Annotated in this window: 23 protein-coding genes; 16 read left to right on the top strand and 7 right to left on the bottom strand. The window is 67.5% G+C overall.

The genetic code is table 11. The features are described from left to right. The first annotated feature begins 42 nt into the window (after window positions 1–42). The 4 genes from ACX40Y_RS13675 (at window position 43) to rsmA (ending at window position 5,631) form a co-directional block, all read left to right on the top strand. Complete coding sequence (locus tag ACX40Y_RS13675) at window positions 43–2,334, top strand: LPS-assembly protein LptD (RefSeq protein WP_459120174.1); 2,292 nt, start codon at window positions 43–45, stop codon at window positions 2,332–2,334. Between the two features lie 165 nt (window positions 2,335–2,499). Next, on the top strand, window positions 2,500–3,792 hold the full coding sequence (locus ACX40Y_RS13670; RefSeq protein WP_459120173.1) for a peptidylprolyl isomerase: 1,293 nt from the start codon (window positions 2,500–2,502) through the stop codon (window positions 3,790–3,792). 1 nt (window position 3,793) lies between these two features. Beyond that, window positions 3,794–4,807 carry a 4-hydroxythreonine-4-phosphate dehydrogenase PdxA gene (gene pdxA / locus ACX40Y_RS13665; RefSeq protein ID WP_459120119.1) on the top strand — a complete coding sequence of 338 codons (1,014 nt, stop codon included), beginning with the start codon at window positions 3,794–3,796 and terminating at the stop codon, window positions 4,805–4,807. After that, window positions 4,804–5,631 (top strand): 16S rRNA (adenine(1518)-N(6)/adenine(1519)-N(6))-dimethyltransferase RsmA, encoded by an 828-nt coding sequence (gene rsmA / locus ACX40Y_RS13660; protein ID WP_459120118.1) that lies wholly within the window; start codon window positions 4,804–4,806, stop codon window positions 5,629–5,631. Before pdxA ends, rsmA begins: the two co-directional genes overlap by 4 nt. Window positions 5,632–5,643: 12 nt before the next feature. On the opposite strand, the gene ACX40Y_RS13655 is transcribed toward rsmA, so the two are convergent. Continuing rightward, complete coding sequence (locus ACX40Y_RS13655) at window positions 5,644–6,150, bottom strand: tetratricopeptide repeat protein (protein ID WP_459120117.1); 507 nt, start codon at window positions 6,148–6,150, stop codon at window positions 5,644–5,646. A gap of 32 nt (window positions 6,151–6,182) precedes the next feature. Next, window positions 6,183–7,367, bottom strand: a complete 1,185-nt coding sequence (locus ACX40Y_RS13650; RefSeq protein WP_459120116.1) for an RsmB/NOP family class I SAM-dependent RNA methyltransferase — start codon at window positions 7,365–7,367, stop codon at window positions 6,183–6,185. A 166-nt stretch (window positions 7,368–7,533) separates the two neighbouring features. Between ACX40Y_RS13650 and ACX40Y_RS13645 the strand changes: the two genes are divergently transcribed. After that, on the top strand, window positions 7,534–9,222 hold the full coding sequence (locus ACX40Y_RS13645; protein ID WP_459120115.1) for a GGDEF domain-containing protein: 1,689 nt from the start codon (window positions 7,534–7,536) through the stop codon (window positions 9,220–9,222). Window positions 9,223–9,228: 6 nt separating this feature from the next. Here ACX40Y_RS13645 and guaB read toward each other — a convergent pair whose 3' ends face one another. The 3 genes from guaB to ACX40Y_RS13630 all read right to left on the bottom strand — a co-directional run bounded on the left by guaB (window position 9,229) and on the right by ACX40Y_RS13630 (window position 12,034). After that, entirely contained in the window at window positions 9,229–10,686 is a 1,458-nt protein-coding gene (gene guaB / locus ACX40Y_RS13640) for an IMP dehydrogenase (protein ID WP_459120114.1), read from the bottom strand. Window positions 10,687–10,750: 64 nt separating this feature from the next. After that, a complete protein-coding gene (locus ACX40Y_RS13635) occupies window positions 10,751–11,158 on the bottom strand; it encodes a hypothetical protein (RefSeq protein WP_459120113.1) in 408 nt (135 codons plus the stop codon). 57 nt (window positions 11,159–11,215) lie between these two features. Then, entirely contained in the window at window positions 11,216–12,034 is an 819-nt protein-coding gene (locus ACX40Y_RS13630) for an HpcH/HpaI aldolase/citrate lyase family protein (RefSeq protein ID WP_459120112.1), read from the bottom strand. A 51-nt stretch (window positions 12,035–12,085) separates the two neighbouring features. Between ACX40Y_RS13630 and ACX40Y_RS13625 the strand changes: the two genes are divergently transcribed. The 3 genes from ACX40Y_RS13625 to ACX40Y_RS13615 are packed head-to-tail and all read left to right on the top strand — an operon-like array spanning window position 12,086 to window position 15,382. After that, window positions 12,086–13,066 (top strand): SPFH domain-containing protein, encoded by a 981-nt coding sequence (locus ACX40Y_RS13625; RefSeq protein ID WP_459120111.1) that lies wholly within the window; start codon window positions 12,086–12,088, stop codon window positions 13,064–13,066. A gap of 6 nt (window positions 13,067–13,072) precedes the next feature. Further along, on the top strand, window positions 13,073–13,531 hold the full coding sequence (locus ACX40Y_RS13620) for an NfeD family protein (RefSeq protein WP_459120110.1): 459 nt from the start codon (window positions 13,073–13,075) through the stop codon (window positions 13,529–13,531). Window positions 13,532–13,549: 18 nt separating this feature from the next. Then, window positions 13,550–15,382, top strand: a complete 1,833-nt coding sequence (locus ACX40Y_RS13615) for a DUF885 domain-containing protein (RefSeq protein ID WP_459120109.1) — start codon at window positions 13,550–13,552, stop codon at window positions 15,380–15,382. Window positions 15,383–15,514: 132 nt separating this feature from the next. On the opposite strand, the gene ACX40Y_RS13610 is transcribed toward ACX40Y_RS13615, so the two are convergent. Continuing rightward, window positions 15,515–17,122, bottom strand: coding sequence for a phosphoenolpyruvate carboxykinase (locus tag ACX40Y_RS13610; RefSeq protein WP_459120108.1), 1,608 nt, complete (start codon window positions 17,120–17,122; stop codon window positions 15,515–15,517). 194 nt (window positions 17,123–17,316) lie between these two features. Here ACX40Y_RS13610 and ACX40Y_RS13605 point away from each other — a divergent pair, with 194 nt between their 5' ends. The 8 genes from ACX40Y_RS13605 to ACX40Y_RS13570 are packed head-to-tail and all read left to right on the top strand — an operon-like array spanning window position 17,317 to window position 22,942. Continuing rightward, a complete protein-coding gene (locus ACX40Y_RS13605; RefSeq protein ID WP_459120107.1) occupies window positions 17,317–18,024 on the top strand; it encodes a response regulator in 708 nt (235 codons plus the stop codon). After that, window positions 17,993–19,567 carry a sensor histidine kinase gene (locus ACX40Y_RS13600; RefSeq protein ID WP_459120106.1) on the top strand — a complete coding sequence of 525 codons (1,575 nt, stop codon included), beginning with the start codon at window positions 17,993–17,995 and terminating at the stop codon, window positions 19,565–19,567. Before ACX40Y_RS13605 ends, ACX40Y_RS13600 begins: the two co-directional genes overlap by 32 nt. Beyond that, window positions 19,567–20,010, top strand: a complete 444-nt coding sequence (locus ACX40Y_RS13595; RefSeq protein ID WP_459120105.1) for an aldolase — start codon at window positions 19,567–19,569, stop codon at window positions 20,008–20,010. Before ACX40Y_RS13600 ends, ACX40Y_RS13595 begins: the two co-directional genes overlap by 1 nt. Further along, window positions 20,007–20,942: an RNase adapter RapZ gene (gene rapZ, locus ACX40Y_RS13590; RefSeq protein ID WP_459120104.1), complete on the top strand. Its 936-nt coding sequence runs from the start codon at window positions 20,007–20,009 to the stop codon at window positions 20,940–20,942. The genes ACX40Y_RS13595 and rapZ overlap by 4 nt, the downstream gene beginning before the upstream one ends. Window position 20,943: 1 nt before the next feature. Further along, the gene (locus ACX40Y_RS13585; RefSeq protein WP_459120103.1) at window positions 20,944–21,351 is read left to right on the top strand and encodes a PTS sugar transporter subunit IIA; all 408 of its coding nucleotides are present in this window, start codon (window positions 20,944–20,946) and stop codon (window positions 21,349–21,351) included. Next, entirely contained in the window at window positions 21,348–21,620 is a 273-nt protein-coding gene (locus ACX40Y_RS13580; RefSeq protein WP_459120102.1) for an HPr family phosphocarrier protein, read from the top strand. Before ACX40Y_RS13585 ends, ACX40Y_RS13580 begins: the two co-directional genes overlap by 4 nt. 31 nt (window positions 21,621–21,651) lie before the next feature. Continuing rightward, the gene (locus tag ACX40Y_RS13575) at window positions 21,652–22,455 is read left to right on the top strand and encodes a TrmH family RNA methyltransferase (RefSeq protein ID WP_459120101.1); all 804 of its coding nucleotides are present in this window, start codon (window positions 21,652–21,654) and stop codon (window positions 22,453–22,455) included. Beyond that, window positions 22,424–22,942: an META domain-containing protein gene (locus ACX40Y_RS13570; RefSeq protein WP_459120100.1), complete on the top strand. Its 519-nt coding sequence runs from the start codon at window positions 22,424–22,426 to the stop codon at window positions 22,940–22,942. The genes ACX40Y_RS13575 and ACX40Y_RS13570 overlap by 32 nt, the downstream gene beginning before the upstream one ends. Window positions 22,943–22,981: 39 nt before the next feature. Here the strand turns inward: ACX40Y_RS13570 and ACX40Y_RS13565 are convergent, their stop codons facing one another. Continuing rightward, window positions 22,982–24,403, bottom strand: a complete 1,422-nt coding sequence (locus ACX40Y_RS13565) for an efflux transporter outer membrane subunit (protein ID WP_459120099.1) — start codon at window positions 24,401–24,403, stop codon at window positions 22,982–22,984. Window positions 24,404–24,405: the final 2 nt, after the last annotated feature.

Below are 24,405 nucleotides of genomic sequence, written 5' to 3'. Positions count from 1 at the left end.
GGAGTGGTTGAAGCGGTGGCAGTTTACGTGACGCGCAAGGCGATGCTGGTATCAGCCGCGCTCGGCCTCTGCCTGGCCGCGCAGGCGCACGCCCAGCAGCAACCCGGCTCCGTCGCCTCGCCTGCCGCGCAGGATGCGCCGGCCGTCGAAGCGCGCGAACCGGACCTTCAGGACCGGCCGGTCGAGCCGGCGCCGCCACCGGAAACGCCCCTCCCCGACGATCCCGATCAGGTGCAGTTCACCGCCGACGCGATCGATTACGACATGAACGCCGACGTGGTGACCGCAAGCGGCGACGTTCGGATGTATCGCCAGAGCAACCGGTTACGCGCGGACAAGGTCATCTGGGATCGCCGCACCGGCCAGGTGATCGCCGAAGGCAATATTGCCGTGGTCAACCCGCAGGGCGACGCCGCCTATGGCGACCGCATCGAACTCACCGACACGCTGAAGGACGGCGTTGTCGATAACATGCTGGTCGTGCTCGATGCCGGCGGCAGGATCGCCGCGCGGCGCGGATCGCGCAACGACGGCGGCGTCATCACCGTCGAGAACGCAGCCTATACCCCCTGCGACGTCACCAGCAGCGCGGGGTGCCCGAAGGACCCGTCGTGGAAGATCACCGCCGCGCGCGTAACCTATGACCCCGATCGCCAGCGGCTGCGCTATCGCGGCGCACGGATTTCGCTGTTCGATGTCATCACGCTGCCACTGCCGGCCTTTTCGCACCCGGCGGGTGGCGAAAGCGCCAATGGCCTGCTGACCCCCGATGCGCGCTATGATCGCGCGAACGGCTTTCAGTTGGCCCTGCCCTATTTCTTCAGCCTCGCCCCCAATCGCGACCTGACCGTCACGCCACGCGTCTACACCGACACGCAGCCGATGGTTCAGGCCGACTATCGCGAGCTCAACAGCCTCGGCGCGTTCAGCGTCACCGGCTATGCGACCTACAGTCGACGCGCCGACGATCTGACCGTGCCGGTGACGCCGAGCACGTCGAAGAACGACTTTCGCGGCTATATCGATGTGCTGGGCAATTATCAGCTCGACGAGAATTGGGGCGTGAGCACGTCGGTGCGGGTCGCGTCCGATCGCACGTTCCTGCGCCGCTACGACATCTCGCGCGATGACCGGCTGCGCAGCAATGGGCGCGTCGAGCGGATCGACGCGGACAGCTATTTCGCGGTCAATGCCTGGGCGGTCCAGACGCTGCGCGTCGGCGATCGCCAGGGGCTTCAGCCGATCGCACTGCCCGAAATCGACTATCGCCGGCGGATGGACGACGGGCTGCTGGGCGGCCAGCTGGAGTTTCAGCTGAACACGCTCGCCCTCACCCGAACCGGCGGGCAGGACACGCAGCGTGCGTTTGCGAGCGCGCAATGGAGCCTGCGCCGCCTGACCGATTGGGGCCAGGAGGTGACCTTTACCGCCTATACCCGAGGCGACATCTACAACACGAACGACACGCTCGCGACCTCGATCGTAAGCTATCGCGGCGAAGAGGGCTTCCACACGCGCGGCATCGCGGCGGCGGCGGTCGACGTCAAATGGCCGTTCATCGGCGGGTTCCTTGGCGGCACGCAACAGCTGACGCCGCGCGTGCAGGTCGTCGCCGCTCCCAAGATCGCCAACATGGAAGTGCCCAACGAAGACGCGCGCGCGGTCGATCTGGAAGATTCCAACCTGTTCGCGCTCAATCGCTTCCCGGGCTATGACCGGTTCGAGGATTCGACCCGCTTCACCTATGGTCTCGATTACGCGCTGAACCTGCCGGGCATCAGCATCGATGCCAATGTGGGCCAGAGCTATCGGCTGACGTCGCGACCGACGCTGCTACCGGACGGCACCGGGCTGAACGACCGGCTGTCGGACATTGTCGGGCGGACGGTGGTGCGTTTTCACGACTTCGTGAGCTTCACGCACCGCTACCGGCTGGACAAGGACGGGCTCGCGGTTCGCCGCAACGAAATCGACATGGCGCTTGGCTCGCGTGCTACGTACGTCCAGGTTGGCTATCTGCGGCTCAACCGGAACATCGACACCGCGCTCGAGGATCTGCAGGATCGCGAGGAACTGCGGCTCGGCGCACGGATGAAGTTTGCGCGTTTCTGGGCGATTTCGGGATCGACGCTGATCGACCTGACCGACCGGCACGAAGACCCGCTTTCCGAATCCGACGGGTTCGAGCCGCTTCGCCATCGTCTAGGCATTCTCTATGAAGATGATTGCCTGCGTCTCGGCTTGACGTGGCAGCGCTATTATTCGACGACGGGCGATGCGCAGGCGGGCAATTCCTTCCTGCTGACGTTCGCGTTCAAGAATCTGGGCCGCTGACGCTGCGGAGCGGGATGCGGGGCCCGCTAAGCCTTGGTTCAGGCACATTTCGCCATTAAACGTTCCGCACTATATTGGGATGAGGGTCGTTCTCACGTGAATATCGGTTTCGGCAAGGTGGTCGGTGCGGGCGCCAAATGGTTTGCAGGCGCAGCGGTTGCGGCAATGGCAACGGCGGCGATCGCACAGACGGTGCCCGATCAGGATGCGCAGTCGCTCCCGCAGACCGGTCTGGATCTGCCGAGCACGATGGAGATCTTCGGCAAGGCCGATCCCAACATTCGCAAGCCCACCGCGATCGTCAACGATTATGTGATCACCGGCACCGAGGTGGATCACCGCGTCGCGCTGGTGGTCGGCATGCAGAAGCTGACGCTGAAGCCCGAGGAGAAGGAGCAGCTTCGCCTCGCGATGCTCCGCCAGCTGATCGACGAGACGCTGGAGATCCAGGAGGCCAAGGCCAACGAGATCACCGTCGATCCCAAGGAAGTCGAACAGAGCTTCGCGCGGGTGGCGACGCGGTTCCAGCGCACACCCGATCAGATGCGCAGCTGGCTGCGCGAGATCGGCTCGTCGGAACGTTCGATCAAGCGCCAGATCGAGGCCGAACTCGCCTGGAGCCGGCTGCTGCGGCGCCGGGTCAACGTCAATGTCGGCGAGGCCGAGGTGAAGGCGATGATCGATCGCCTGACCGCGCAGAAGGGCGCCGACGAATATCACGTTTACGAAATCTATCGGAACACCACGCCCGATACCGCGCCTGAAGAAGTCGCGAACATGCAGCGCATGATCGAACAGATGCGCCAGGGCACCCCCTTCGATTACCTTGCGCGCACCTATTCGCAGAGCTCGACGCGCGCCCGTGGCGGCGATCTCGGCTGGGTCCAGCCGGCGATGCTGCCCGACGCGATGGCAAAGGCGGTGCAGGAAATGTCGCCGGGGCAGGTCGCCGGGCCGATCCAGCTTTCCGCCGGTTTCTCGATCATCTATCTCGCCGAGAAGCATCAGGTCGGCATGCCCGATCCGCGCGATGCCAAGCTGAGCCTGCGGCAATTGTCGATCAACTTCCCCAAGGGCACCACGGCCGAACAGGCCAGCGCCCGGGCGGCGCAATTCGCCACCGCGACCCAGGCGATCCGCGGCTGCGGCGATGTGAACAAGGTGGCGGCGGCGGAAAAGGCCGATGTCGTCGATCGTGACAACATCGTCATCCGCGATCTGCCGCCGGCGCTGCAGAACCTGATCCTGCCGCTTCAGATCGGCCAGTCCACCCAGCCGTTCGGATCGATCGAGGATGGCGTGCGCGTGCTGGTGATCTGTGGCCGCGACGATCCGGTGGCGGCCAACCTGCCTTCGGTCGAACAGGTGCAGGAGCAGCTTGAGGACCAACGCGTCAATCTCCGCGCCGAACGCATGCTGCGCGATCTGCGTCGCGACGCGCTCGTCGAATATCGCTGACGTGACGGCGGCTGGCGAGACGATCCGCCCCATCGCCATCGCGATGGGCGATTCGGCCGGCATCGGCCCGGAAATCGTCGCCAAGGCATGGACCGCGCGTCAGCTGCATTCGCTGGCACCGTTCTTCGCGATCGGCGACGTGAACGCCATTCGCGCGGTCTGGGATGGCCCGATCCACGAGATCGGCGAACCCGCCGCCGCGTCGGCTCATTTCGAAGACGCCCTGCCTGTGCTGGCGGTCAGCGACGGCAGCGGCGTGACGCCGGGCGCGCCGACGCTTGGCACCGCCCGTATCGCGCTCCAGTCGCTCGAAGTCGCCGTGGGCTTGGCGAGTGCCGGCGCGGCAGGCGCGCTCGTCACCGGGCCGGTCGCCAAGTCGCAGCTCTATTCGGTCGGGTTCAGCTATCCCGGCCAGACCGAATTCGTCGCTGAACGTTGTGGCGTCTCGCCGGAAAACGCGGTGATGATGCTCGCCGGACCCACGCTCCGGGTGGTGCCGATCACGGTCCACGTCCCGCTTGCCCAGGTTCCCGGACTGCTGACGTCCGAGCTGATCGTCGCCAAGGGGCGCGTTACGGCGCGTGGTCTCCAGCGCAATTTCGGGATCGAGCGTCCGCGCCTGGCCTTTGCGGGCCTGAACCCGCATGGCGGCGAAAACGGCGCGCTCGGCCGGGAGGAGATCGAGATCATCGCCCCCGCGATCGAACGGCTGCGCAGCGAGGGCATCGATGCGACCGGCCCGTTCGCGGGCGACACCATGTTCCACCCGCGCGCCCGTGCGCTGTTCGACGCTGCGCTCTGCCCGTTCCACGATCAGGCGCTGATTCCGATCAAGACGCTGCATTTCGACGAGGGCGTGAACATCACCCTTGGCCTGCCGATCGTGCGAACCTCGCCCGATCACGGCACCGCCTTCGGCATCGCTGGTGCCGATCAGGCGCATCCCGGCGCGATGATCGCCGCGATCCGCATGGCCGCTGACGCGGCCCGACGCAGGGCCGAACTCGCCGCGTGACCCCCGATCTTCCGCCGCTCCGCGACGTCATCGCCCGCTATGGGTTGAGCGCCAGCAAGGCACTGGGTCAGAACTTCCTGTTCGACGGCCAACTGCTCGCGCGCATCGCCAAGGTGCCCGGCGCGCTCGCCGGCGACGAGGTGTTCGAGGTTGGCCCCGGCCCCGGCGGTCTCACCCGCGCGCTGCTTCAGGCGGGCGCCAGGGTAACGGCGGTCGAGCGCGATCGGCGCTGCATCCCCGCGCTCGAGGAACTCGGCAGCTTCTTTCCCGGCCAGCTTCGCGTGATCGAAGCCGATGCGCTGGAGATCGATGCGCCCTCGCTGTTCGACGGCCGCCCGCACATCGTCGCCAATCTTCCCTATAATGTCGGCACCGCGCTGCTGGTCGGCTGGCTGTCGGCGGAATGGCAGCCCTGGTGGGCAAGCCTGACGCTGATGTTCCAGAAGGAAGTGGCCGAACGCGTCGTCGCGCCCGCGGCAAGCGATCATTATGGCCGGCTCGCCGTCCTTGCCCAATGGCGTTCGACGCCGCGGATCGCGATGAACGTCCATCGTTCGGCATTCACGCCGCCGCCAAAGGTGATGTCCGCCGTCGTGCACATCACGCCCGACGACCAGCCGGAGGGCATCCAGCTCAAAACGCTGGAGCAGCTGACGGCCGCGGCGTTCGGGCAGCGTCGAAAGATGCTGCGCCAGAGCCTGAAGGGTGTGCCGGGCGCGCTGGCCGCGCTGGATGCGCTTGGCATCGACACCAGCCGGCGCGCCGAGACGGTCACGGTCGCCGAATTCGGCTCAATCGCCCGCCAGATGACCGCTTCGACCTGACTCGCTACGACGTCAGGGCTGCGCTTCCACCTTCTTCGGCTCGTCATTGGCGGCGACCGGCGTCGGCGGCGGGCCCTTGGTGATCGCAGCAGCAAGCGCCGTCGCGTCGGCGCACGCCGATTTGCAGATCGTCTTGATCTTGACGAGATTGTCCTTCGCGCGCTGGATTGCGCCCTTGGCGACCATCGCCTCGCCCTGGCCGCGCAGTGCGGCAAGATCGTTCGGCTCCAGTTTCAGCGCCTCGCCATAAAACCGGATCGCCTTGCCGGGCAGGCTCTGCGCGCGCGCGATATCGGCCAGCACGACGAACGCCTCGCGATTGCGCGGATCGACTGCCAGCGCGCTTTCCAGCAAGTCGTTGGCGCGCGACAGATTGCCGCTCGCCTGCGCCGAGCGCGCCTGCGCCACCAACGCCACCGATCGCGGATCGATCTGGTTGTCCGGCCGCTGCGCATTGAGGCTGGTCGAAACCGTCAGGGCAAGCAGCGCCGCCGCCGCCGAGATCGTCGTGATCCGCATCGAAATCTCCGAAAGTGAAGCGCGTCTGGCTATCATTGCCGCACCATCTTCGCGACAAAAAAGCCATCGGTCGAGTCCCCCAGCGGCGTCAGCCGCATGCCCGGGCCGCGCGGTCGCCCGATCGGCGCTGAGAGCGGGACAGCCGACCAGCCTGGATGGCGATCGAGAAACGCCTGAGCCTGCCCCGCCCCCTCGGCGTCGAGCAGCGAACAGACGATATGGACCAAGCTGCCCCCCGGACGCACAAGCGCTGCGGCAACGTCGAGCAGATGCGCCTGGGTGGCGACATAGCGCTCGAGCATCGCCGGCGTCAGCCGCCACCGCGCTTCCGGGTTGCGGCGCCAGGTTCCCGTGCCCGAGCAAGGCGCATCGACCAGAACCAGATCCGCCCGTTCGCGCTGGTCATCCATCTGCTCGACCTCGCGACCAGGATCGAGCAGCCGCGTCTCCGCGATGGTGACACCGGCGCGGGCCGCGCGAGGCGCCAGTCGCGACAGGCGCGGCCGATCGACGTCGCACGCGAGAATCGTGCCGCGATTCGCCATCGTCGCGGCAAGCGCCAGCGTCTTGCCGCCGCCGCCCGCACACAGATCGATCACGCGATCGCCCGCGCGGGCATCGGCAAGCAGGCCGACCAGCTGACTGCCGGCATCCTGCACTTCGAACCAGCCATCGGCATAAGCCTGCAGCTTGTCGACTCCGCTCGCCTCCGAAAGGCGCAGCGCATCGGGCAGAAACGCGAGCGGGGCAGCCTCCGGCAGGATGCCCGCCACATCCGCCGGCGACGCTTTCAGGCGGTTGACCCGGATGTCGAGCGGCGCCCGATCGAGCAGCGCACGGCGTTCGGACTCGTCCAGGCCGGACTCCGCCAAGGCTTCTTCCAGCCAGCGGGGCGCAACACCGATCGCCGCCGCCACCTCACCCGGTGCAATCGGGGCCGGCCCATAGTCGGAGCCGTCGAACATCGGCAGCAGGTCCGGGCTCACCTCGGCAAGTGCGAGGATCGCCGCGCGCCCGTTCGCCGGCACCTCGCCGCACAGGCGGATGGCGTCATAGACCAGGTCGCGTACGGCCCGCCGATCCTTGGAGCCGGCAAAGCGCCGCTCGGCAAACCAGCGTGCGAGGATGGTGTCGGCGGCGGGCCCCTGATGACGAGCGGCGGTTACGACCTGATCGAGGATGTCGATCGCCATCTGAACGCGGGCGGCGGGTTTCATCGCGTCAGCGCTAAGCAGATCGCGCGCCGCGTGAAAAGACGTAGTTGGCCTTGGACAGGAAATCGCCGGCCCCGTACGACTGGTAATATCATATACATCAAAAAAATGCGATGCATTGAACATGCTACACGTATGTGCTGCACAGAGATTGCGTGCATGGCTCGCCTTGCTGTTGCCCCTGCTGTTGCTGGCGGCACCCGCCGCGCATGGGAACGCGGCCGCAGCGGGCATTACCGATTGCCACGCCATAACGCCGCTCGACACGCCGGATCGTGCCCTGCCCGAACTCGCCTTCGATTGCGGTCAGCCGCCAACCGGCTACCAGGATCGCAGCCTGTGGCTTAGGCTGAACGTAGCATCCGGCTCGCCTGCGCCCGCGATACTGATCCACCAGACGAGATTCGACAGGCTGGCCGTCGGCTTTCGCTTTGCCGATGGTTCCACCGAATGGGAGTCGGTGCGAAGCGGCGCCTTCGGCACGCACTGGCGCCCCGGCGGCCAGATCGGCTTTACCGCCAGCGACGATCGTGCGGCGCTGACCGGCATCGTGCTGCGGATCGATCGGCTGGCCAGTCACGATCTCTTGCGAATCCGCATGGTGCCGGCGGGCGCCGCAGAGGTTCAGTCGGGCGTTCTGGCCGCGCTAGTCGGCGCGGCGCTGACGTTGCTGCTGGTGGGCGCGATCTACAATCTGTCGCTGGCGCTCGCCATCCGCCGTCAATATCTTGCATGGCAGGGCGCATGGTCCGCCTGCATGCTGCTATGGGGTGCGGTCTGGTCGCAGTTCGCGCTGCTGGTGGTGCCGTCGATCGCCGGGCTGGTCGCGGCACAGCTCAGCACCCTGTTGGCCTCGCTCGCGGTTACGCTCGCAGCGATCGGCGCCGTGACGTCGCTCGACGGCGCCGTGCCGGTCTGGCTGCGCCGTTCAACGTTGGCGCTGGGCATCGCGGTCAGCGTGATCGGCATCCCGGCCACCCTCGTTCGGAGTGCGGCGATCGGCCCGATCGGCATGGCGCTGGGCGTTGCGGTGCTGGCGGTGCTTGTCGCGGTCGCAGCGTGCCTGACGATCGGCTGGCGACGCGGCAGCACCGAGGCGCGCGATCTTTCCGGCGCCTGGGCCGTGCCGATGTTCGCGCTCGCGCTTACCCAACTCGTCGATTTCGGCAGCGCCCTCTGGGGCGGTGGCGCGCAGATCGCCGTCCTGTTCGCGGCTGCTTGGCAAACGATCTGGCTGTCGGTCGCGGCAAGCCGGCGGCTGGCGGCGATGCGATCGGAACGGGATAGCGCGAGAGCCGCCGAAGCCCGCGCCAGCGATCTCGCCGGGCGTGATCCGCTGACCGGCCTCTACAATCGCCGCGGGCTGCTCGCTGCGATCGATCCGCTGCTGCAACGGGCGCATCGCGAAGACGCGCCGGTGTCGCTGCTGTTGATGGACGTCGATCGCTTCAAGTCGATCAATGACGCCTATGGGCACGAGGCCGGCGATCATGTGCTCGCCAGAATTTCCGAGCGTCTCCGGCGCTGGGAGGGCCCAGCATGCGCGGCCGCGCGCATGGGCGGCGAAGAGTTCGCGATGATGATCGTCGGGCTGACGGGCCTGCCGCTGATTCGCTTCGCCGATCAGGTTCGCCAGGAAATCGCTGCGCTGGATCATGACGAGAGCATCGCGGGGCAGAAGGTGACGGTCAGCATCGGCGTCGCCGAAACACGCGGCGCGGCCGATTTCCAGTCGCTCTACCGCATCGCCGATCGCGGTCTGTACGCCGCCAAGCATGCGGGCCGCGACCGTGTCCACTGGCAGGCCGAGGACGGCAGCGTGCTCGCGCTGCCGTCCAATGCCCAGATGCGTCGCTGAGCGCGATCAGCGCGTCGGATAATTGGGGGCCTCGCGCGTGATCGTCACGTCATGGACGTGGCTTTCGCGAAGCCCCGCATTGGTGATGCGGACGAACCGCGCCTTTTGCTGGAATTCGGGGATCGTCGCGGCGCCGACATAGCCCATCGACGCCTTCACGCCGCCGACAAGCTGGTGGATCACGTCGCGCGCCGGGCCCTTGTACGGCACCTGGCCCTCGATGCCTTCGGGCACCAGCTTCAGCTGATCCTTGATGTCCTGCTGGAAATAGCGGTCGGCAGAGCCCTTCGCCATCGCGCCCACCGAGCCCATGCCGCGATAGGACTTATAGGCCCGCCCCTGATAGAGGAACGTTTCACCCGGTGCCTCTTCGGTACCCGCGAGGAGCGACCCGATCATCACGGCGCCCGCGCCCGCCGCGATCGCCTTGGCAACATCGCCGGAGGTGCGGATGCCGCCATCGGCGATCACCGGCACGTTCGACTTCGCCGCTTCGGCCGCCGCATCCATGACGGCGGTGAGCTGGGGAACGCCGACGCCGGCCACGACGCGCGTGGTGCAGATCGAACCCGGTCCGATGCCCACCTTGATGCCGTCGGCACCCGCATCGATCAACGCGCGCGCCGCCTCGGCGGTGGCGATGTTGCCGGCGATCACCTGCACGCGGTTGGACAGTTTCTTGACGCGCTCGACGGCGCGGCCGACATCCTTGTTGTGGCCATGCGCGGTGTCGATCACGATCAGATCGACTTCGGCGTCGACCAGCGCCTCGGTGCGGGCAAAGCCCTTGTCACCCACCGTCGTCGCGGCGGCGACGCATAGCCGCCCGCTGACATCCTTGGTGGCGTGCGGATAGGTCACCGCCTTTTCGATGTCCTTGACCGTGATCAGACCGACGCAGCGATAGTCGTCGTCGACCACCAGCAGCTTTTCGATCCGGCGCTGGTGCAGCAACCGGCGGGCCTCGTCCTGGCCCACCCCCAGCTTCACCGTGGCAAGATTCTGGTGCGTCATCAACTCCGAAACCGGCTGGCCGGGATTTTCGGCGAAGCGGACGTCGCGGTGCGTGAGGATGCCGACCAGCCGGCCACCAGCCTCCACGATCGGAATGCCGCTGATCCGGTGACGCGCCATCAGCGCCTGGGCATCGGCCAGCGTGCCGGTGGGCGCCATGGTGATCGGATTGACCACCATCCCGCTTTCGAACCGCTTGACGGCGCGCACCGCTTCGACCTGCTCATGCACCTCCAGATTGCGGTGAAGCACGCCGATGCCGCCCAGCTGTGCCATCACGATTGCCATGTCGCCCTCGGTCACAGTGTCCATCGCCGATGACAGCACCGGGATGTTTAGCGAGAGTTCGCGCGTCACGCGGGTTCGCGTGTCGGCCATGCTCGGAACGATCTCCGATTCGCCCGGATAGAGAAGGACGTCGTCGAAAGTCAGGCCGAGAGGGATGTCCATGGGAGGCGCCAGATCCTTTGAGTCGAAGGTTGGCGGCCCATGTAACCGTGAGGGTGGCAAAGCGCTAGGGGGTGGACGAAAGCGCCCGTGCCAGGTTCGGATAGAGCGCTGAACGCTCGGCATCCATCTGCGCGCGGATCGCCGCGCTCAACTGGTTGGCCGCGGCAAGATAGCCGGGCAGATCGCGCGCCGCCCGCCCGATCGGCCAGGCGCCGACATGATCGCTATACTGCATCCGCACGTCGAGATTGCCCGATCGAAGCGCGAGCGCCGCCTCGCGCCGTTCGCCGCCCGCCGCCATCGCCGCGTTGAAAAGGGCATCGATTGCCGGCCGGCGCGCAGCGATCACCTGCGCGGTCTTGTACCGAAGCTGCGACAGCGTCGCGACGTCGCAGGTATCGCGCGCCATCAGCGTTTCGATCGCGCCGATCGCCTGGAGCAGCTGACTGTCGAGTGACTCCAAATCCCCCATGCAATAGACATAGAGGCGTCGCGTGCCCCGACGGAAACGGAACGACGAATTATTTGCTCATCCATGATGCCGGTCAGTGCGGGCAAGCAGCGCGCGGGCCTGATCGACATGCATCGCCTCGATCATGCGATCCGCAAATCGCTCGGCACCACCTCGTGCCGCCGCCACCAGCGCCTCTGCCTCGGCAATCTCCCCGTCGGTCGGCGAGAAGGCAGCTCGGGCAATCTCGACCTGCGCGGGATGGATCAGCGTCTTGCCGTCAAAGCCGATGGCCCGCCCCTCGCGGCACTCCGCCGCCAGCCCATCCGCATCGTCGAGTGCGTTGTACACGCCGTCGAGCGCCCAGCCACTACCGGCCCGGGCGGCCAGCACGACCGCCTGAAGCGCCAGCGAAAGGCCGCCGCGGCCCGCGGCCGCCGGAATGCCCAGCGTCGCCTTCAGGTCGTTGGTGCCTGCGATCAGGCCGGCGACACCCGGCACCGCCGCGATCGCCGCCGCCGCCAATACGCCCGCCGGGGTTTCGATCATCGCGAGAATGGGCTTGCCCGCCGCTGCAACGGCTGCTGCGGTCCCGGCGCTCTCCACCTTCGGTACCACGATCATGTCGCATGCCGAGCCGGCCACCGCCGCAAAGTCAATCTGATGCTCGGCCGTATCGGCTGCGTTGACGCGGATCGCGACGATGCGATCGCCGAAGCCGGCCGCCACCGCCTCGACGGCCGCATCGCGCGCCGCGTCCTTCGCGTCGGGCCGAACGGCATCCTCAAGATCCAGGATCACCATGTCGACGTCGAGCGTACGAGCCTTGGCGATCGCACGGGGGTTCGATGCGGGCAGGAAAAGCGCGGTTCGCGGCGCCAGTCTGGCTGTGGTCATGCCGCCTCTCTATGCTAGCAAGGGTGGGAATTGCGAGAGGACTCGGGGCAGATGGATGTGATTTCCGTTTTTCTGGTGGCGCTGGCGGTGCTGATCTTCGTCTACGTCCTATCGAGCATCAAGATCGTCACCCAGGGCTATCATTTCACCGTCGAGCATTTCGGCCGCTTCACCGCGGTGGCGACACCGGGCTTCAACTTCTATCCGGCGTTCTTCTATCGCGTCGGCCGCAAGGTGAACATGATGGAGCAGGTGATCGATATTCCAGGGCAGGAGATCATCACCAAGGACAATGCCATCATCTCCACCGACGGCGTCGTCTTCTTCCAGGTGCTCGATGCGGCCAAGGCGGCTTATGAGGTGTCCGATCTGTACGTCGCGCTGCTGAACCTCACGACCACCAATCTGCGCACCGTGATGGGTTCGATGGACCTCGACGAAACGCTGTCGAAGCGCGACGAGATCAACGCCCGGCTGCTTTCCGTCGTCGATCATGCGACCACGCCGTGGGGCGTCAAGATCACCCGAGTCGAAATCAAGGACATCCGCCCACCGGCCGATATCGTCAACGCGATGGGTCGTCAGATGAAGGCCGAGCGTGAAAAGCGCGCGAACATTCTCGAGGCGGAGGGCGCCCGCCAGTCCGAAATCCTGCGCGCCGAGGGGCAGAAGCAGGCCCGCATCCTCGAGGCCGAAGGGCGCCGCGAATCCGCCTTTCGCGACGCCGAGGCACGCGAGCGCGCCGCTCAGGCGGAGGCGGAGGCGACCCGTCTCGTCTCCGATGCGATCGAGGCGGGGTCGAGCCAGTCGCTCAACTACTTCATCGCCCAGAAATATGTCGAGGCGGTCGGCAAGTTCGCGACTTCGCCCAACGCCAAGACGATCCTGTTCCCGGTCGAGGCGACCCAGCTGATCGGCACGCTGGGCGGCATCGGCGAGCTGGCCAAGGACGTGCTGGGCGACAGCGCAGCCAAGCCGACGGCGGCGCCGCCCCCGCCGCGCCGCAGCGGCCCGTTCGAACGACTGGACTGACGCCGGGTGGACTCGCTCCAGCACGCCGCCGTGCTCTGGCTGATCGGCGCGATCACGCTCGCGATCGCCGAGATCGTGCTGCCCGGCGTCTACATGATCTTCTTCGCCGCCGCCGCGGCGCTCACCGGCGCGGTGGCATTGTTGTTCCCCGAACTGTCGCTCGGCGGCCAGTTGCTCGGCTTTGCCGGATGGTCGGTCGCGGCGGTGCTGATCGGGCGGCGCTGGTACCGCGACTTCCCCGTCGAAAGCGCTGATCCGATGCTCAACGATCGCATCGCCCGCCTGGTCGGCGAAACCGTGCTCGTCGTCGAGCCGATCGGTGACGGGCCCGGCCGCGTGCGCGTCGGCGACGGCGAATGGCCTGCCGAGGGCGTCGAGGCGCCAGCCGGCGCGCGCGTTCGCATCACCGGCGCGCGCGGTGCTACGCTGATCGTCGAAGCCGCCCCCGCCCTTCCCCCGCAATAATCGACATCAGAGGTACCCATGCGTCCCACCCGCCGCGAGCTGCTGCTCGGTTCGAGCTCGCTTTTCGCCTTCCCCGGCCTCGCGATGGCCGGCAACCCCGCCGGAGCCGCGGACACGCGCGCGCAGGCGCTGATCGACCGGACCGCGGACGCGCTGCTCGCACTCAACCCCGAAGCGGCAACGGGGCTTGGCATCGACAAGGATGCGCGCGCGCCGCTCAAGCACCGGCTGACCGATCGCTCGCCGCTCGGGCGCGCCAAGATGGCCGCCCATCTTCGGGAAACACTCGCCGAGACCGGCCGGATCGATCCCGCCACGCTGTCGCCGGACATGGGTGTCCACATCGATGTCGTGCGAACCGCCTATGCCAATGCGCTGGACGGGCTGTCATTTCCCTATGGCGACGTCGCGGTCGGCGGCTGGCGCAACGCACCCTATGTGGTGGCGCAGAATGTCGGCGCCTTTCTGGACGTGCCGCGCCTGCTCGACAGCGAGCATCAGATCGCGACGCAGGACGATGCCGAAGCCTATATCGACCGTCTCGATTCCTATGCCGACCAGCTCGAAGGCGAGACCGAACGGCTGCGCACCGCCGCCTCGCTGGGTGTCGTCGCCCCCGATTTCCTGCTCGACAAATGCCTGAAGCAGATCCGCCTCGCGCGCAGCGGCGATCCGGCCGGCTGGGGCATTGTCACCTCGGTCGCCAACCGCACCGCACGCATGAAGGGCGATTACGGCCAGCGCGCCTGGGAACTGGCGACCACGCGCGTCACACCGGCGCTCGAACGGCAGATCACCGAGCTGGAGCGTCACCGCGCGCTCGCCACCTCCGACGCCGGCGTGTGGAAATTCCCGGACGGCGACGCCTATTACGCCTGGGCACTGCGCGCCGGCACCACCACGACGATGAGCCCGGACGAGGTTCACCGCATGGGCATCGATCAGCTGCGCGAGATCCAGGCCGAGATGGACGTCATCCTGAAGGCCGAGGGCTATTCGCAAGGGACCGTCGGCGCTCGCATGACCGCGCTCGCCAGCGATCCCCGCTTCGCCTTCCCGGACGACGACGCCGGCCGCGCCGAGATCATCCAGATCCTCCAGCGCAGCATCGACGACATGCGCGCCCGCATGCCACAAGCGTTCAACACGCTCGTGCGCGGAAATGTTGAGGTGAAGCGCCTGCCGCCGGCCGAGGAACCCGGCGCTGCCGGCGCCTATGGCGGGCCGGGGACGATCGACGGCAAGGTGCCGGGCCGCCTCTGGATCAACCTGCGCTCGACCGGGATCTGGACGCGCTACAGCCTGCCCGATCTCGCCTATCACGAGGCAATTCCCGGCCATGCCTGGCAGGGCGAATATACCTTTCGCATGCCGCTGATCCGCTCGCTGCTCCAGTTCAACGCCTATTCCGAAGGCTGGGCGCTCTATGCCGAGCAACTGGCAGACGAACTCGGCGTCTATGCCGCCAATCCGGCGGCAAAGCTCGGCTATCTCCAGTCGCTCGGGTTCCGCGCCTGCCGCCTCGTCGTCGACACAGGGCTGCATGCGAAGCGCTGGCCCCGCGAACAGGCGATCCGCTGGTTCGTCGAAAACAATGGCTCGTCGGAGGACGAGGTGCAGGGGGAGGTCGACCGCTATTGTGCCTGGCCAGGCCAGGCCTGCGGCTACAAGGTGGGGCATAGCGAGATCAATCGCCTGCGCACCCGCGCCAAGGCCAATCTCGGCGATCACTTCGAGTTCCGGGCATTCAACGATGCGCTGGTGCTCGGCGGCAACGTGCCGATGACCGTGCTCGGCCATGTCATCAACCGGCACGTCGCGGCGCGAAAGGGTACGAACACAACCGCCTGAACGCCCCGGCGCGGCCTTGCAACGGCGCGATCGGGTCGGGGAGTGCCGCGGGCAAGCGGCCCTTCCCCGACCCTGGCGTTCGCCCGGGCGCGGTTAAACGCGCCCTGCCGCAGGGTCAGGCGGCGGCCCCGCTCAGGCGAGCGCGTTGGTTTTCGGCGCAGCGGCGCGAACCGCGGGTTCGACATGCGCCTCGAACTGCGCGAAATTCTCGACGAACTGGTCGACCAGCCGCTCGGCGGTCGCGTCATAGGCCGCCTTGTCCGGCCAGGTTTCGCGCGGATCGAGAATGAAGCTGTCGACACCGGGCACCGCCACCGGCACCTCGAAACCGAAATTGGGGTCGGTGCGGAAATCGGCATCGTTCAGGCTGCCGTCGAGCGCGGCACCCAGCAGCGCGCGCGTCGCCTTGATCGGCATGCGGTGGCCCACGCCATATTTGCCGCCGGTCCAGCCGGTATTGACCAGCCAGCACGCCACGTTGCCCTCGGCGATCCGCCTCTTCAGCAGGTTGCCATAGACCGAGGGGTGGCGCGGCATGAACGGCGCGCCGAAACAGGTGGAAAAGGTCGCCTCGGGCTCGGTGACGCCGATCTCCGTTCCCGCGACCCGCGCGGTATAGCCGGACAGAAAATGGTACATCGCCTGTTCGGGCGTCAGCCGAGCAATCGGCGGCAGCACGCCATAGGCATCGGCGGTGAGGAAGATCATGTTCTTCGGCACCGGCCCCAGATTGTCGACCGAGGCATTGGGAATGAAGTCGATCGGATAGGAACCGCGGCTGTTCTCCGCCAGGCTGGCGTCGTCGAGGTCGAGCCGCCGCGTCACCCGGTCCATCACCACATTTTCCAGCACCGTGCCGAAACGTTTGGTGGTGGCGAAAATCTCGGGCTCGGCTTCGGGCGAAAGGCGGATCATCTTGGCGTAGCAGCCGCCCTCGAAATTGAAGACGGCGGTGTCGGACCAGCCATGTTCGTCATCGCCGATCAGCGTGCGGCTGGCATCGGCGGAAAGCGTCGTCTTGCCGGTGCCCGACAGGCCGAAGAAGATCGCGGTGTCGCCATCCGGGCCGATATTGGCCGAACAGTGCATCGGCATGATCCCCTGCTCGGGCAACAGATAGTTGAGCAGGCCGAACACGCCCTTCTTCATCTCGCCGGCATAGGCGGTGCCGCCGATCAGGATCATCCGGTCGGTAAAGCTCACCGCGATCACCGTCTCGCCATGCGTGCCGTGGCGCGCGGGATCGGCGCGAAAGCTCGGCAGATCGATGATCGTATAGTCGGGCACGAAATCGGCGAGCGCTGCCGCGTCGGGCCGCACCAGCATCGTGCGGATGAACAGGCTGTGCCACGCCAGTTCGTTGATGACGCGCACCTGCACGCGGTGCTCGGGCTGCGAACCGCCATAAAGATCCTGCACGAACAGCTCGTCGCGCCGGCCCAGCTCGGCGAGGAAATCGGCTTGGAGCGCGGAGAAATGCGCGGGGCTCATCGGCTGGTTGGTCTTGCCCCACCACACGCTGTCTTCGGTTTCGGCGTCGCGGACGATGAACTTGTCCCTGGCCGATCGCCCGGTGTGCTTGCCGGTCGCGACGACCAGCGGGCCGTCCGCCGCCAGCTGCCCCTCGCCGCGGCGCAGTGCATGCTCGACCAGCGGCGCCGCGATCAGGTTCCAGTGAAGCGTCGCATCGCTATGGATGCCCTGCACGGCAAGGCCGTGGCGCGAAATACGATCAGTCACCCTGCTCTCCCAAGCCTGGCCCGCCGTGATGCGGGCCGTGCATGTCGTTGCATGCTTTGAAATATTATGTCGCGATCCGTCGCATGCCCCGATTGTCGCGGTCAATCCGGGTTAACGTTGTCAGTCGGTTGAGGCGGGCCCAAAGTTGGTCTAACGAACGCCATGATGCTTCTGAGCCAGCTTCGGGTCGCCGGATGACGCCCACGATCGCGTTGGTCGACGACGACCGCAATATCCTCACCTCGGTGTCGATCGCCCTCCAGACCGAGGGGTTCCACACGCGCGTCTATTCGGACGGCGAAAGCGCGCTCAAGGCCCTGATCGACAATCCGCCCGATCTGGCGGTGCTCGACATCAAGATGCCGAAGATGGACGGGCTGGAACTGCTGCGCCGCCTGCGCGAGAAGAGCGGCATTCCCGTGATCTTCCTCACCAGCAAGGACGACGAGTTGGACGAGGCGCTCGGGCTGGCGATGGGCGCCGACGATTATATCGCCAAGCCATTCTCGCAGCGCCTGCTGATCGCCCGGATCCGCGCGATCCTGCGCCGCACCGAAGCCGCGCAGCCCAGCGCCGAGGGCGCCGCGCCGGTGGTTGCCGAAGCGCTGGAGCGCGGCCGCCTGACGATGGACCCGGCGCGTCACAAGGTGACGTGGAACGGGCTCAGCGTCACGCTCACCGTCACCGAATTCCTGATCCTCGAAACGCTCGCGCAGCGGCCGGGCATCGTCAAGACGCGCAACCAGCTGATGGATGCCGCTTACCAGGACGACATCTATGTCGATGACCGGACCATCGACAGCCACATCAAGCGTGTCCGCCGCAAGTTCAGGCAGGTGGATCCCGAGTTCGATGCGATTGAGACGCTTTATGGCGCGGGATACCGGTTCTCGGACGAATGACGAGCGCGATCTGGCGCTGCGCTGGTCCGGCCGGGTCAGCCTCACGCCCCGGATTCTCGCGGTCAACATCTTCGCGCTGGCGCTGCTCTGCGGCGGCTTCTTCTATCTAGATTCCTATCGCAGCCGCATCGTCGACAGCCGCGTCGAGCAGGCGACCCGCGAGGTAAGGCTGATCGCGCAGGCACTGGCCTCCGCAACCGACGAGCGCCGCGACCTGCTCGTCCTCAGCCTCGCGCGCGACATGGGCACGCGCATCCGCCTCTATGGCCCCGACGGCGCGATGATCGCCGACAGCCGCGCGCTCGGCTTGCGCAACATGGTGCTGCGCGATCCCGACAAGGATCCGTGGGGCCAGACGGCGGCCCGCTTCCTCGATGCGGTGATCGACCGGGTGGCAGGCGCCGATCGCGTGCCGCTCTATCGCGAACGCGCACGCGACAGCGGCCTCGACTGGCCCGACGTGCGCACCGCGAGCGAAACGCATGCCGCCGCCGCCACCGTCTGGCGCGCGCCGGACCGAACGCCCGTGATCACCGCCGCCGCACCGATCACCGGCCTCGGCGTCGTCATGGCCGCGTTCAACGCCCGCGACATCACCCAGACGGTGCGCATCGAACGCTACCGGCTCGGCGTCGTGCTCGGCGTCGTCTCGCTAGTTTCGGTGCTGTTATCGCTCTTCCTCGCGCGCACCATCGTCCGGCCGCTCCGGCGCCTTGCGCGGGCCGCGATCCGGGTGCGGCTCGGCCGCGCGCGCGAGGTGGTGGTGCCTCGCCTGCCCGATCGGCGCGACGAGATCGGCATGCTCGCCCGCGCGCTGTCGGACATGAGCCAGGCGCTGCGTGCCCGCATCGACGCGACCGAAAGCTTCGCCGCCGATGTGACGCATGAGCTGAAAAACCCCCTCGCCTCCCTTCGCTCCGCAGTCGAGGGGCTTTCGACCGTCAAGGATCCCGCGCTGCGTGACCAGTTGCTCGCGATCGTGCGTGACGACATCCACCGGCTGGACCGGTTGATCACCGACATTTCCGATGCCTCGCGGCTCGACGCCCAGCTCAGCCGCGCGACGTTCGAGCCGTTTGACCTGGGTGCCTTGATCGAGGCGCTGATCGCCCAGCGCGACGCCCGGCCCGACCCGCGCGAGGTGCGAATCCGCTTCGATCGCCCGGCCGGGCTGTCGCTCCGGCTGATCGGCGAACCGGCCCGGCTGGAGCGGGTGTTCGACAATCTGATCGAAAACGCGATCTCCTTCTCGCCGCGCGGCGGCCTCGTCACAATCGGCGCCGGTACGCAGGGCGGCATGCTCGTCGTCCGCATCGAGGACGAAGGCCCCGGCGTGCCCGAGGAAGCGCGCGAGGCGATCTTCCGTCGCTTCCACTCGGTTCGCCCGTCCAGCGAGGCATTCGGCCAGCATTCGGGGCTCGGGCTTGCCATCGCCCGCACCATCGTTGAAGGCCATCAGGGGAGCATCGTCGTGGAATCGCGGGAGGATCGAATGAGCGGAGCACGGTTCGTGGTGCGGCTGCCATTGGCGGTGCGCGACTGATGGCGGACAATCGCACACCCGAAGTGTCGGCGGAGACGCTGGCCGTCGCCTGCGTCGCGATCGGTGGTCAGGCCGTGCTGATCGAATGCCGCGCCGCCGAGCCGCGCGACGACCTCGCGCTTTGCCTAGTCGATCGCGGCGCCGCGCTCGTGTCGGGCGGCCATACCATCTGCCAGCGCCAGGGGCCCGCCCTTCTCGCAAGTGCGCCCGATACGGGCCAGGGCGAATGGCACGTCGCCGGTCTGGGCCAGGTGGCGGTCGAACGGCGTCAGCGCGTGCCGGTCGCGCTGATCGTTACGATTGCCGAGCCCGATCCGCGCTTCCCGGAAATCCTGCGCAGCCGCCGAATCGCCGGCATCGACGTGCCCTTGGTCGCGCTGACCGCGATCGGCCCGGCCGCGCCGATCCGGGTCGAGCGGGCGCTGCGCCGGGCCGACGCATGACCCGGGCACGCCCCAAGCAGATCCTTCTCGTCACCGGCATGTCTGGCGCGGGCAAGTCCACCGTGCTGCGCACGTTGGAGGATCTCGGCTGGGAAGTGGTCGATAATTTGCCGCTGCTGCTGCTCAATCGCCTGCTCGATACTGCGCCCGGCGAAGGCGGCGGCGAGGATCAGCGGCCGCTCGCGCTCGGCATCGGCACGCAAACGCGCGGCTTCGATGCCGAAAGCATCGTCCAGCGCATCAAGAAGCTGCGCCAGGAAAACGGCCACGATATCGGGACGTTGTTCCTCGAATGCTCGGGCGCCGAGCTGGAGCGGCGCTATTCCGAAACGCGCCGGCGCCATCCGCTTGCGCAGGATCGACCGGCTGCGGACGGCATCGCCCGCGAACGCGAGCTGCTGGGCCCGCTGCGCCGCTGGTCGAACCGGTTGATCGACACTACCGATCTGACCTCGAATCAGCTTGCCCAGGCGATCCGGTCCACCTTCTCCACCGATGGCGAAGGCAAGACGACCTACACGATCGTCTCGTTCGGCTTCTCGCGCGGCCTGCCCCGCGACGCCGATCTCGTGCTCGACATGCGCTTTCTCAGGAACCCGCATTGGGATTCGCAGCTTCGTCCCGGAACGGGACTGGACGCCGATGTGTCGGCCTATATCGCCGCCGATCCGGCCTATGATCAGGCGATGGCGCAGATCGAATCGCTGCTGCTGCTGTTGCTTCCGCGCTATCGCGCGGAAGGAAAGGCCTATGTTACGGTTGCCTTCGGCTGTACAGGCGGGCGGCACCGTTCGGTCCACGTCGCCGAGCGGATGGCGGTCCGGTTGCGCGAGGCGGGTTTTTCGCCCACGGTAAGCCATCGCGATTTACAGACCGCGCCACAGGACTCGCTGGAGGGGTCGCCGGTGACCACAAAAGGGGGCGGAGTATAACATGATCGGGTTGGTACTCGTGACGCACGGACGGCTCGCCGAAGAGTTCGTCGTCGCGATGGAGCATGTGGTCGGGGAGCAGCCGCAGGTCGCGGCGATCTGCATCGGCCCGGAAGATGACATGGAAAGCCGGCGCGCCGATATCGCCGCCGCGATCGGCAACGTCGATTCGGGCGAAGGCGTGATCGTGCTGAGCGATCTGTTCGGCGGCACGCCGTCCAATCTCGCGATTTCGCTGATGGAAGCGGGCCGGGTCGAGGTGATTGCGGGCATCAACCTGCCGATGCTGATCCGCCTCGGCAGCGCACGCAAGGCGATGAAGGTGACGGAGGCGGTGGCCGCGGCGCGCGATGCCGGCCGCAAATATATCACCATCGCCTCGGAGGTTTTGGGAGAGGCCGCCGCGTGAGCCGTACGAGCCGGAACGTCACCATCATCAATCGCCGTGGCCTGCACGCCCGCGCCAGCATGGCTTTCGTCACGCTGGCGAGCAGCCAGCCGGTCGAACTCACCGTTGAGAAGGACGGCAACACCGCCGCGGGCACGTCGATCCTCGATCTGATGATGCTCGGCGCGGCCAAGGGCGATTCGATCACGATCAGCGCCGAAGGCGACGGTGCCGAGGCCGCCGTCGAGGCGCTCGTCGCGCTGGTCGAGGCGCGGTTCGGGGAAGAGTGACGCGGCGATCGTTCGGCCCTATGGGCATCCGATGCCACGCGAGATAACCGCCTTCTCAAATCCGCTCGTCAAACGGATTCGCAACCTACGCGACAAGCGCCATCGCCGCGAGGAAGGGCTTTTCCTCGCCGAGGGGCTTCGCATCCTCACCGAAGCCCGCGAAGCGGGCCGCATCCCCGACTATCTGTTCTACACCGCCGAAGGCGGGCGCCACCCGCTCGTCGAGGCGCTGGTCGAGGCCACCGAGGCGCGGGGCGGCGAAGCGATCGAGACCAATGTCGACATCCTCTCCAAACTGTCCGGCAAGGACAATCCGGGCGCGGTCGTCGGCGTCTATCCCGAATTCGCAGTCGATCTCGCCGCGCTCGACCGCAGCTCCTCGCCGATCTGGCTAGTTGCCGAGCGGCTGCGCGATCCCGGCAATCTCGGCACGATCCTGCGCACCGGCGACGCGGTCGGCGCGGGCGGGCTGATCCTGCTCGACGATTGCGTCGATCCGTTCTCGGTCGAGGCCGTGCGCGCGAGCATGGGCGCGCTGTTCACCGTGCCGGTGGTACAGACCTCCTGGGCCGCCTTCGCCACCTGGCTCCGCGCCGGTCCCGGGCAGCTCGTCGGGCTCAGCCTCGACACCGAACACGACTATCAGGCGCCCCGCTATACCGCGCCGACTTTCCTTTTGACCGGGAACGAGGCACAAGGAATGCCTGAATTTATGGCCAAGGCGTGCGATCTGCTCGTCAAGATCCCGATGCTGGGAAAGGCGGACAGCCTGAACGCGGCGGTGGCTACGGCGGTGATGGCTTATGAAGTACGCAATCAGTTCCGGCGCAACTAGGCGACACGGTGCGGCAGCGCTGATCGCCGCCGCGCTCGCATCGGGCGTCGCGCCGGTCGCGCTCGCCCGCCCATCGGACGCAGCCCCCGTTCGTGCCGCAATCCGACCTGTCCAGGCGACGACGCTTGCCGACGAGGAGCGACTGCTGCTCGGCCGCTGGCGCATCACCGCCATTGCCGGTCGCCCCGCCGTGTCGGGCAGCCGGGCCGCACTCAGCCTAGACGGACTGCGCCTCAGCGGCAGCACCGGCTGCAATTCGCTCGGCGGCAGCTATCGGTTCGAGCGCGGTTTTCTCACCACCGGCGGCATCATCACCACGCGGCGCGGCTGCTCGGGCGATCTCGCGCGGCAGGAAAAGGCCTTGCTGACGATGCTCGACCAGCGGCTGGAGGTTCGCCCCAGCCACCGGGGCCGACTGATCCTTTCCGCCCGCGATGGCAGGCAACTGATCCTGGTTCGCGACACCCACGCCAGTTCCACGACATAGCCGCCCGGCGCAGGCCGCGCCGCTCGTGCCCGGCCGGCGTCATCGCATGGCGACGGCGTCCCGAACGGCGTCCTGCTGCCACCCGCCGCCAAGCGCCCGGAACAGATCGACCTGGTTCGCCGCGATCTGCGCATCCGCCGCGGCCAGCGCCGCCTGGGCATCCGCCAGCGTTCGCTCGGCGTCGAGCAGCGCCAGCGAATCAATATCGCCTTCGCGCTGGCGCGCCCGGGCGATGGTGGCCGCCGCCTGCGCCTCGTCCAGCGCCGCCTTCAGCGCGGTGCGCCGCTCGAGCGAATGGCCATAGGCGGAAAGCGCCGTCTCCGCTTCGCCCAGCGCGCGAAGAACCGTCCCGTCGAACTCGGCGAGCGCCTCGCGGCTGCTCGCCTCGGCTGCCGCAATCTGCGCGCGTGCCGGTTCGGGATTGACGGTCCAGCTGATCAGCCCGCCCACCAGCCAACGCAGCGGCCCCGCCCCGAACAGGTCGTCAAAGCCCATGCCGGTCGAGCCGCCTGACCCGCCCAGGCTGATCCGCGGATAGAGCGCGGCGGTGGCGACGCCGATCCTGGCGGTGGCCGCCGCAAGCCGGCGCTCGGCCGCGCGCACGTCCGGCCGCCGGGCAAGCAGCGCCGCTCCGTCGCCGACGGGGATCGGCCGATCGAGCCGAAGCGTCGTGTCGCGGGCGCGGACCACCGCCGGCAGGTCGGCGGGCGCCCGGCCGGTGAGCGTCGCCAGCCGGAACAACGCGGCGTCGCGCGCCGCTTCCAGCGCCGGCACATCGGCCTGGCGCTGGTTCCGCAGCGCCCCGATCCGCGCCGTATCGAGCCGTGTCGCCATGCCGACGCTGCGTCGCTGCTCGGTGAGCGAGATCGACTGATCGAGCAGGTCGACGATGCGCCGAGCGACGGTCAGCCGCTCCGCCGCCGATGTCGCATCGGCATAGGCGCGGGCCGTGTCTGCGGCGACGATCACGCGAACCGCGTCGGCATCGGCCTGCGCGGCGTTCAGGTCGCCCCGCGCCGCCTCGATATTGCGGGAGACGCGTCCGAACAGATCCACCTCGTAGCTGACGTCCAGCCCGGCATCGACCTGCCAGTCCTCGCGCCGCGTGCCGGGCAGGCGCTGGGCGGCCGGCAGCCGCCCGTAATTGGCGCTGCTGCTCGCCTCCGCCTGGGGAAGGCGATCGGCCCGTGCCCCGCGAAGCCCCGCCCGGGCGCGCTCGATCCGGGCGACGGCAGCCCGGATATCGCTGTTGGCGGCGAGCGCATCCTGCACCAGCGCGTCCAGCACCGGATCGTCATAGAGGCGCCACCACGCGCCTTCGACCGGCGCCGGGGTGACGGCAGGGCCGCTGGCGACGAATGCCCCGGCGGCGGTCTGCGGGTGGATGGGCGCGACAAAGTCGGGCCCGGCGGCGCACGCAGCGAGCGCGAGTGCCGAAGCGGTTGCGAAAATCATGCGCATCT

It is taken from the genome of Sphingomonas sp. RS6, assembly GCF_054489705.1.
This window is presented reverse-complemented; position numbering and strand designations above follow the sequence as displayed.

What these genes read in the sequence shown, in the direction of transcription:
- ACX40Y_RS13675 (WP_459120174.1), top strand. Translation starts at nt 43, where the DNA reads ATGCTGGTATCAGCCGCGCTCGGCCTCTGCCTGGCCGCGCAGGCGCAC.
- ACX40Y_RS13670 (WP_459120173.1), top strand. Translation starts at nt 2,500, where the DNA reads ATGGCAACGGCGGCGATCGCACAGACGGTGCCCGATCAGGATGCGCAG.
- ACX40Y_RS13655 (WP_459120117.1), bottom strand. Translation starts at nt 6,150, where the DNA reads ATGCGGATCACGACGATCTCGGCGGCGGCGGCGCTGCTTGCCCTGACG.
- ACX40Y_RS13650 (WP_459120116.1), bottom strand. Translation starts at nt 7,367, where the DNA reads ATGAAACCCGCCGCCCGCGTTCAGATGGCGATCGACATCCTCGATCAG.
- guaB (WP_459120114.1), bottom strand. Translation starts at nt 10,686, where the DNA reads ATGGACATCCCTCTCGGCCTGACTTTCGACGACGTCCTTCTCTATCCG.
- ACX40Y_RS13635 (WP_459120113.1), bottom strand. Translation starts at nt 11,158, where the DNA reads ATGGGGGATTTGGAGTCACTCGACAGTCAGCTGCTCCAGGCGATCGGC.
- ACX40Y_RS13630 (WP_459120112.1), bottom strand. Translation starts at nt 12,034, where the DNA reads ATGACCACAGCCAGACTGGCGCCGCGAACCGCGCTTTTCCTGCCCGCA.
- ACX40Y_RS13625 (WP_459120111.1), top strand. Translation starts at nt 12,086, where the DNA reads ATGGATGTGATTTCCGTTTTTCTGGTGGCGCTGGCGGTGCTGATCTTC.
- ACX40Y_RS13615 (WP_459120109.1), top strand. Translation starts at nt 13,550, where the DNA reads ATGCGTCCCACCCGCCGCGAGCTGCTGCTCGGTTCGAGCTCGCTTTTC.
- ACX40Y_RS13605 (WP_459120107.1), top strand. Translation starts at nt 17,317, where the DNA reads ATGACGCCCACGATCGCGTTGGTCGACGACGACCGCAATATCCTCACC.
- ACX40Y_RS13600 (WP_459120106.1), top strand. Translation starts at nt 17,993, where the DNA reads ATGGCGCGGGATACCGGTTCTCGGACGAATGACGAGCGCGATCTGGCG.
- ACX40Y_RS13595 (WP_459120105.1), top strand. Translation starts at nt 19,567, where the DNA reads ATGGCGGACAATCGCACACCCGAAGTGTCGGCGGAGACGCTGGCCGTC.
- rapZ (WP_459120104.1), top strand. Translation starts at nt 20,007, where the DNA reads ATGACCCGGGCACGCCCCAAGCAGATCCTTCTCGTCACCGGCATGTCT.
- ACX40Y_RS13585 (WP_459120103.1), top strand. Translation starts at nt 20,944, where the DNA reads ATGATCGGGTTGGTACTCGTGACGCACGGACGGCTCGCCGAAGAGTTC.
- ACX40Y_RS13575 (WP_459120101.1), top strand. Translation starts at nt 21,652, where the DNA reads ATGCCACGCGAGATAACCGCCTTCTCAAATCCGCTCGTCAAACGGATT.
- ACX40Y_RS13570 (WP_459120100.1), top strand. Translation starts at nt 22,424, where the DNA reads ATGAAGTACGCAATCAGTTCCGGCGCAACTAGGCGACACGGTGCGGCA.
- ACX40Y_RS13565 (WP_459120099.1), bottom strand. Translation starts at nt 24,403, where the DNA reads ATGCGCATGATTTTCGCAACCGCTTCGGCACTCGCGCTCGCTGCGTGC.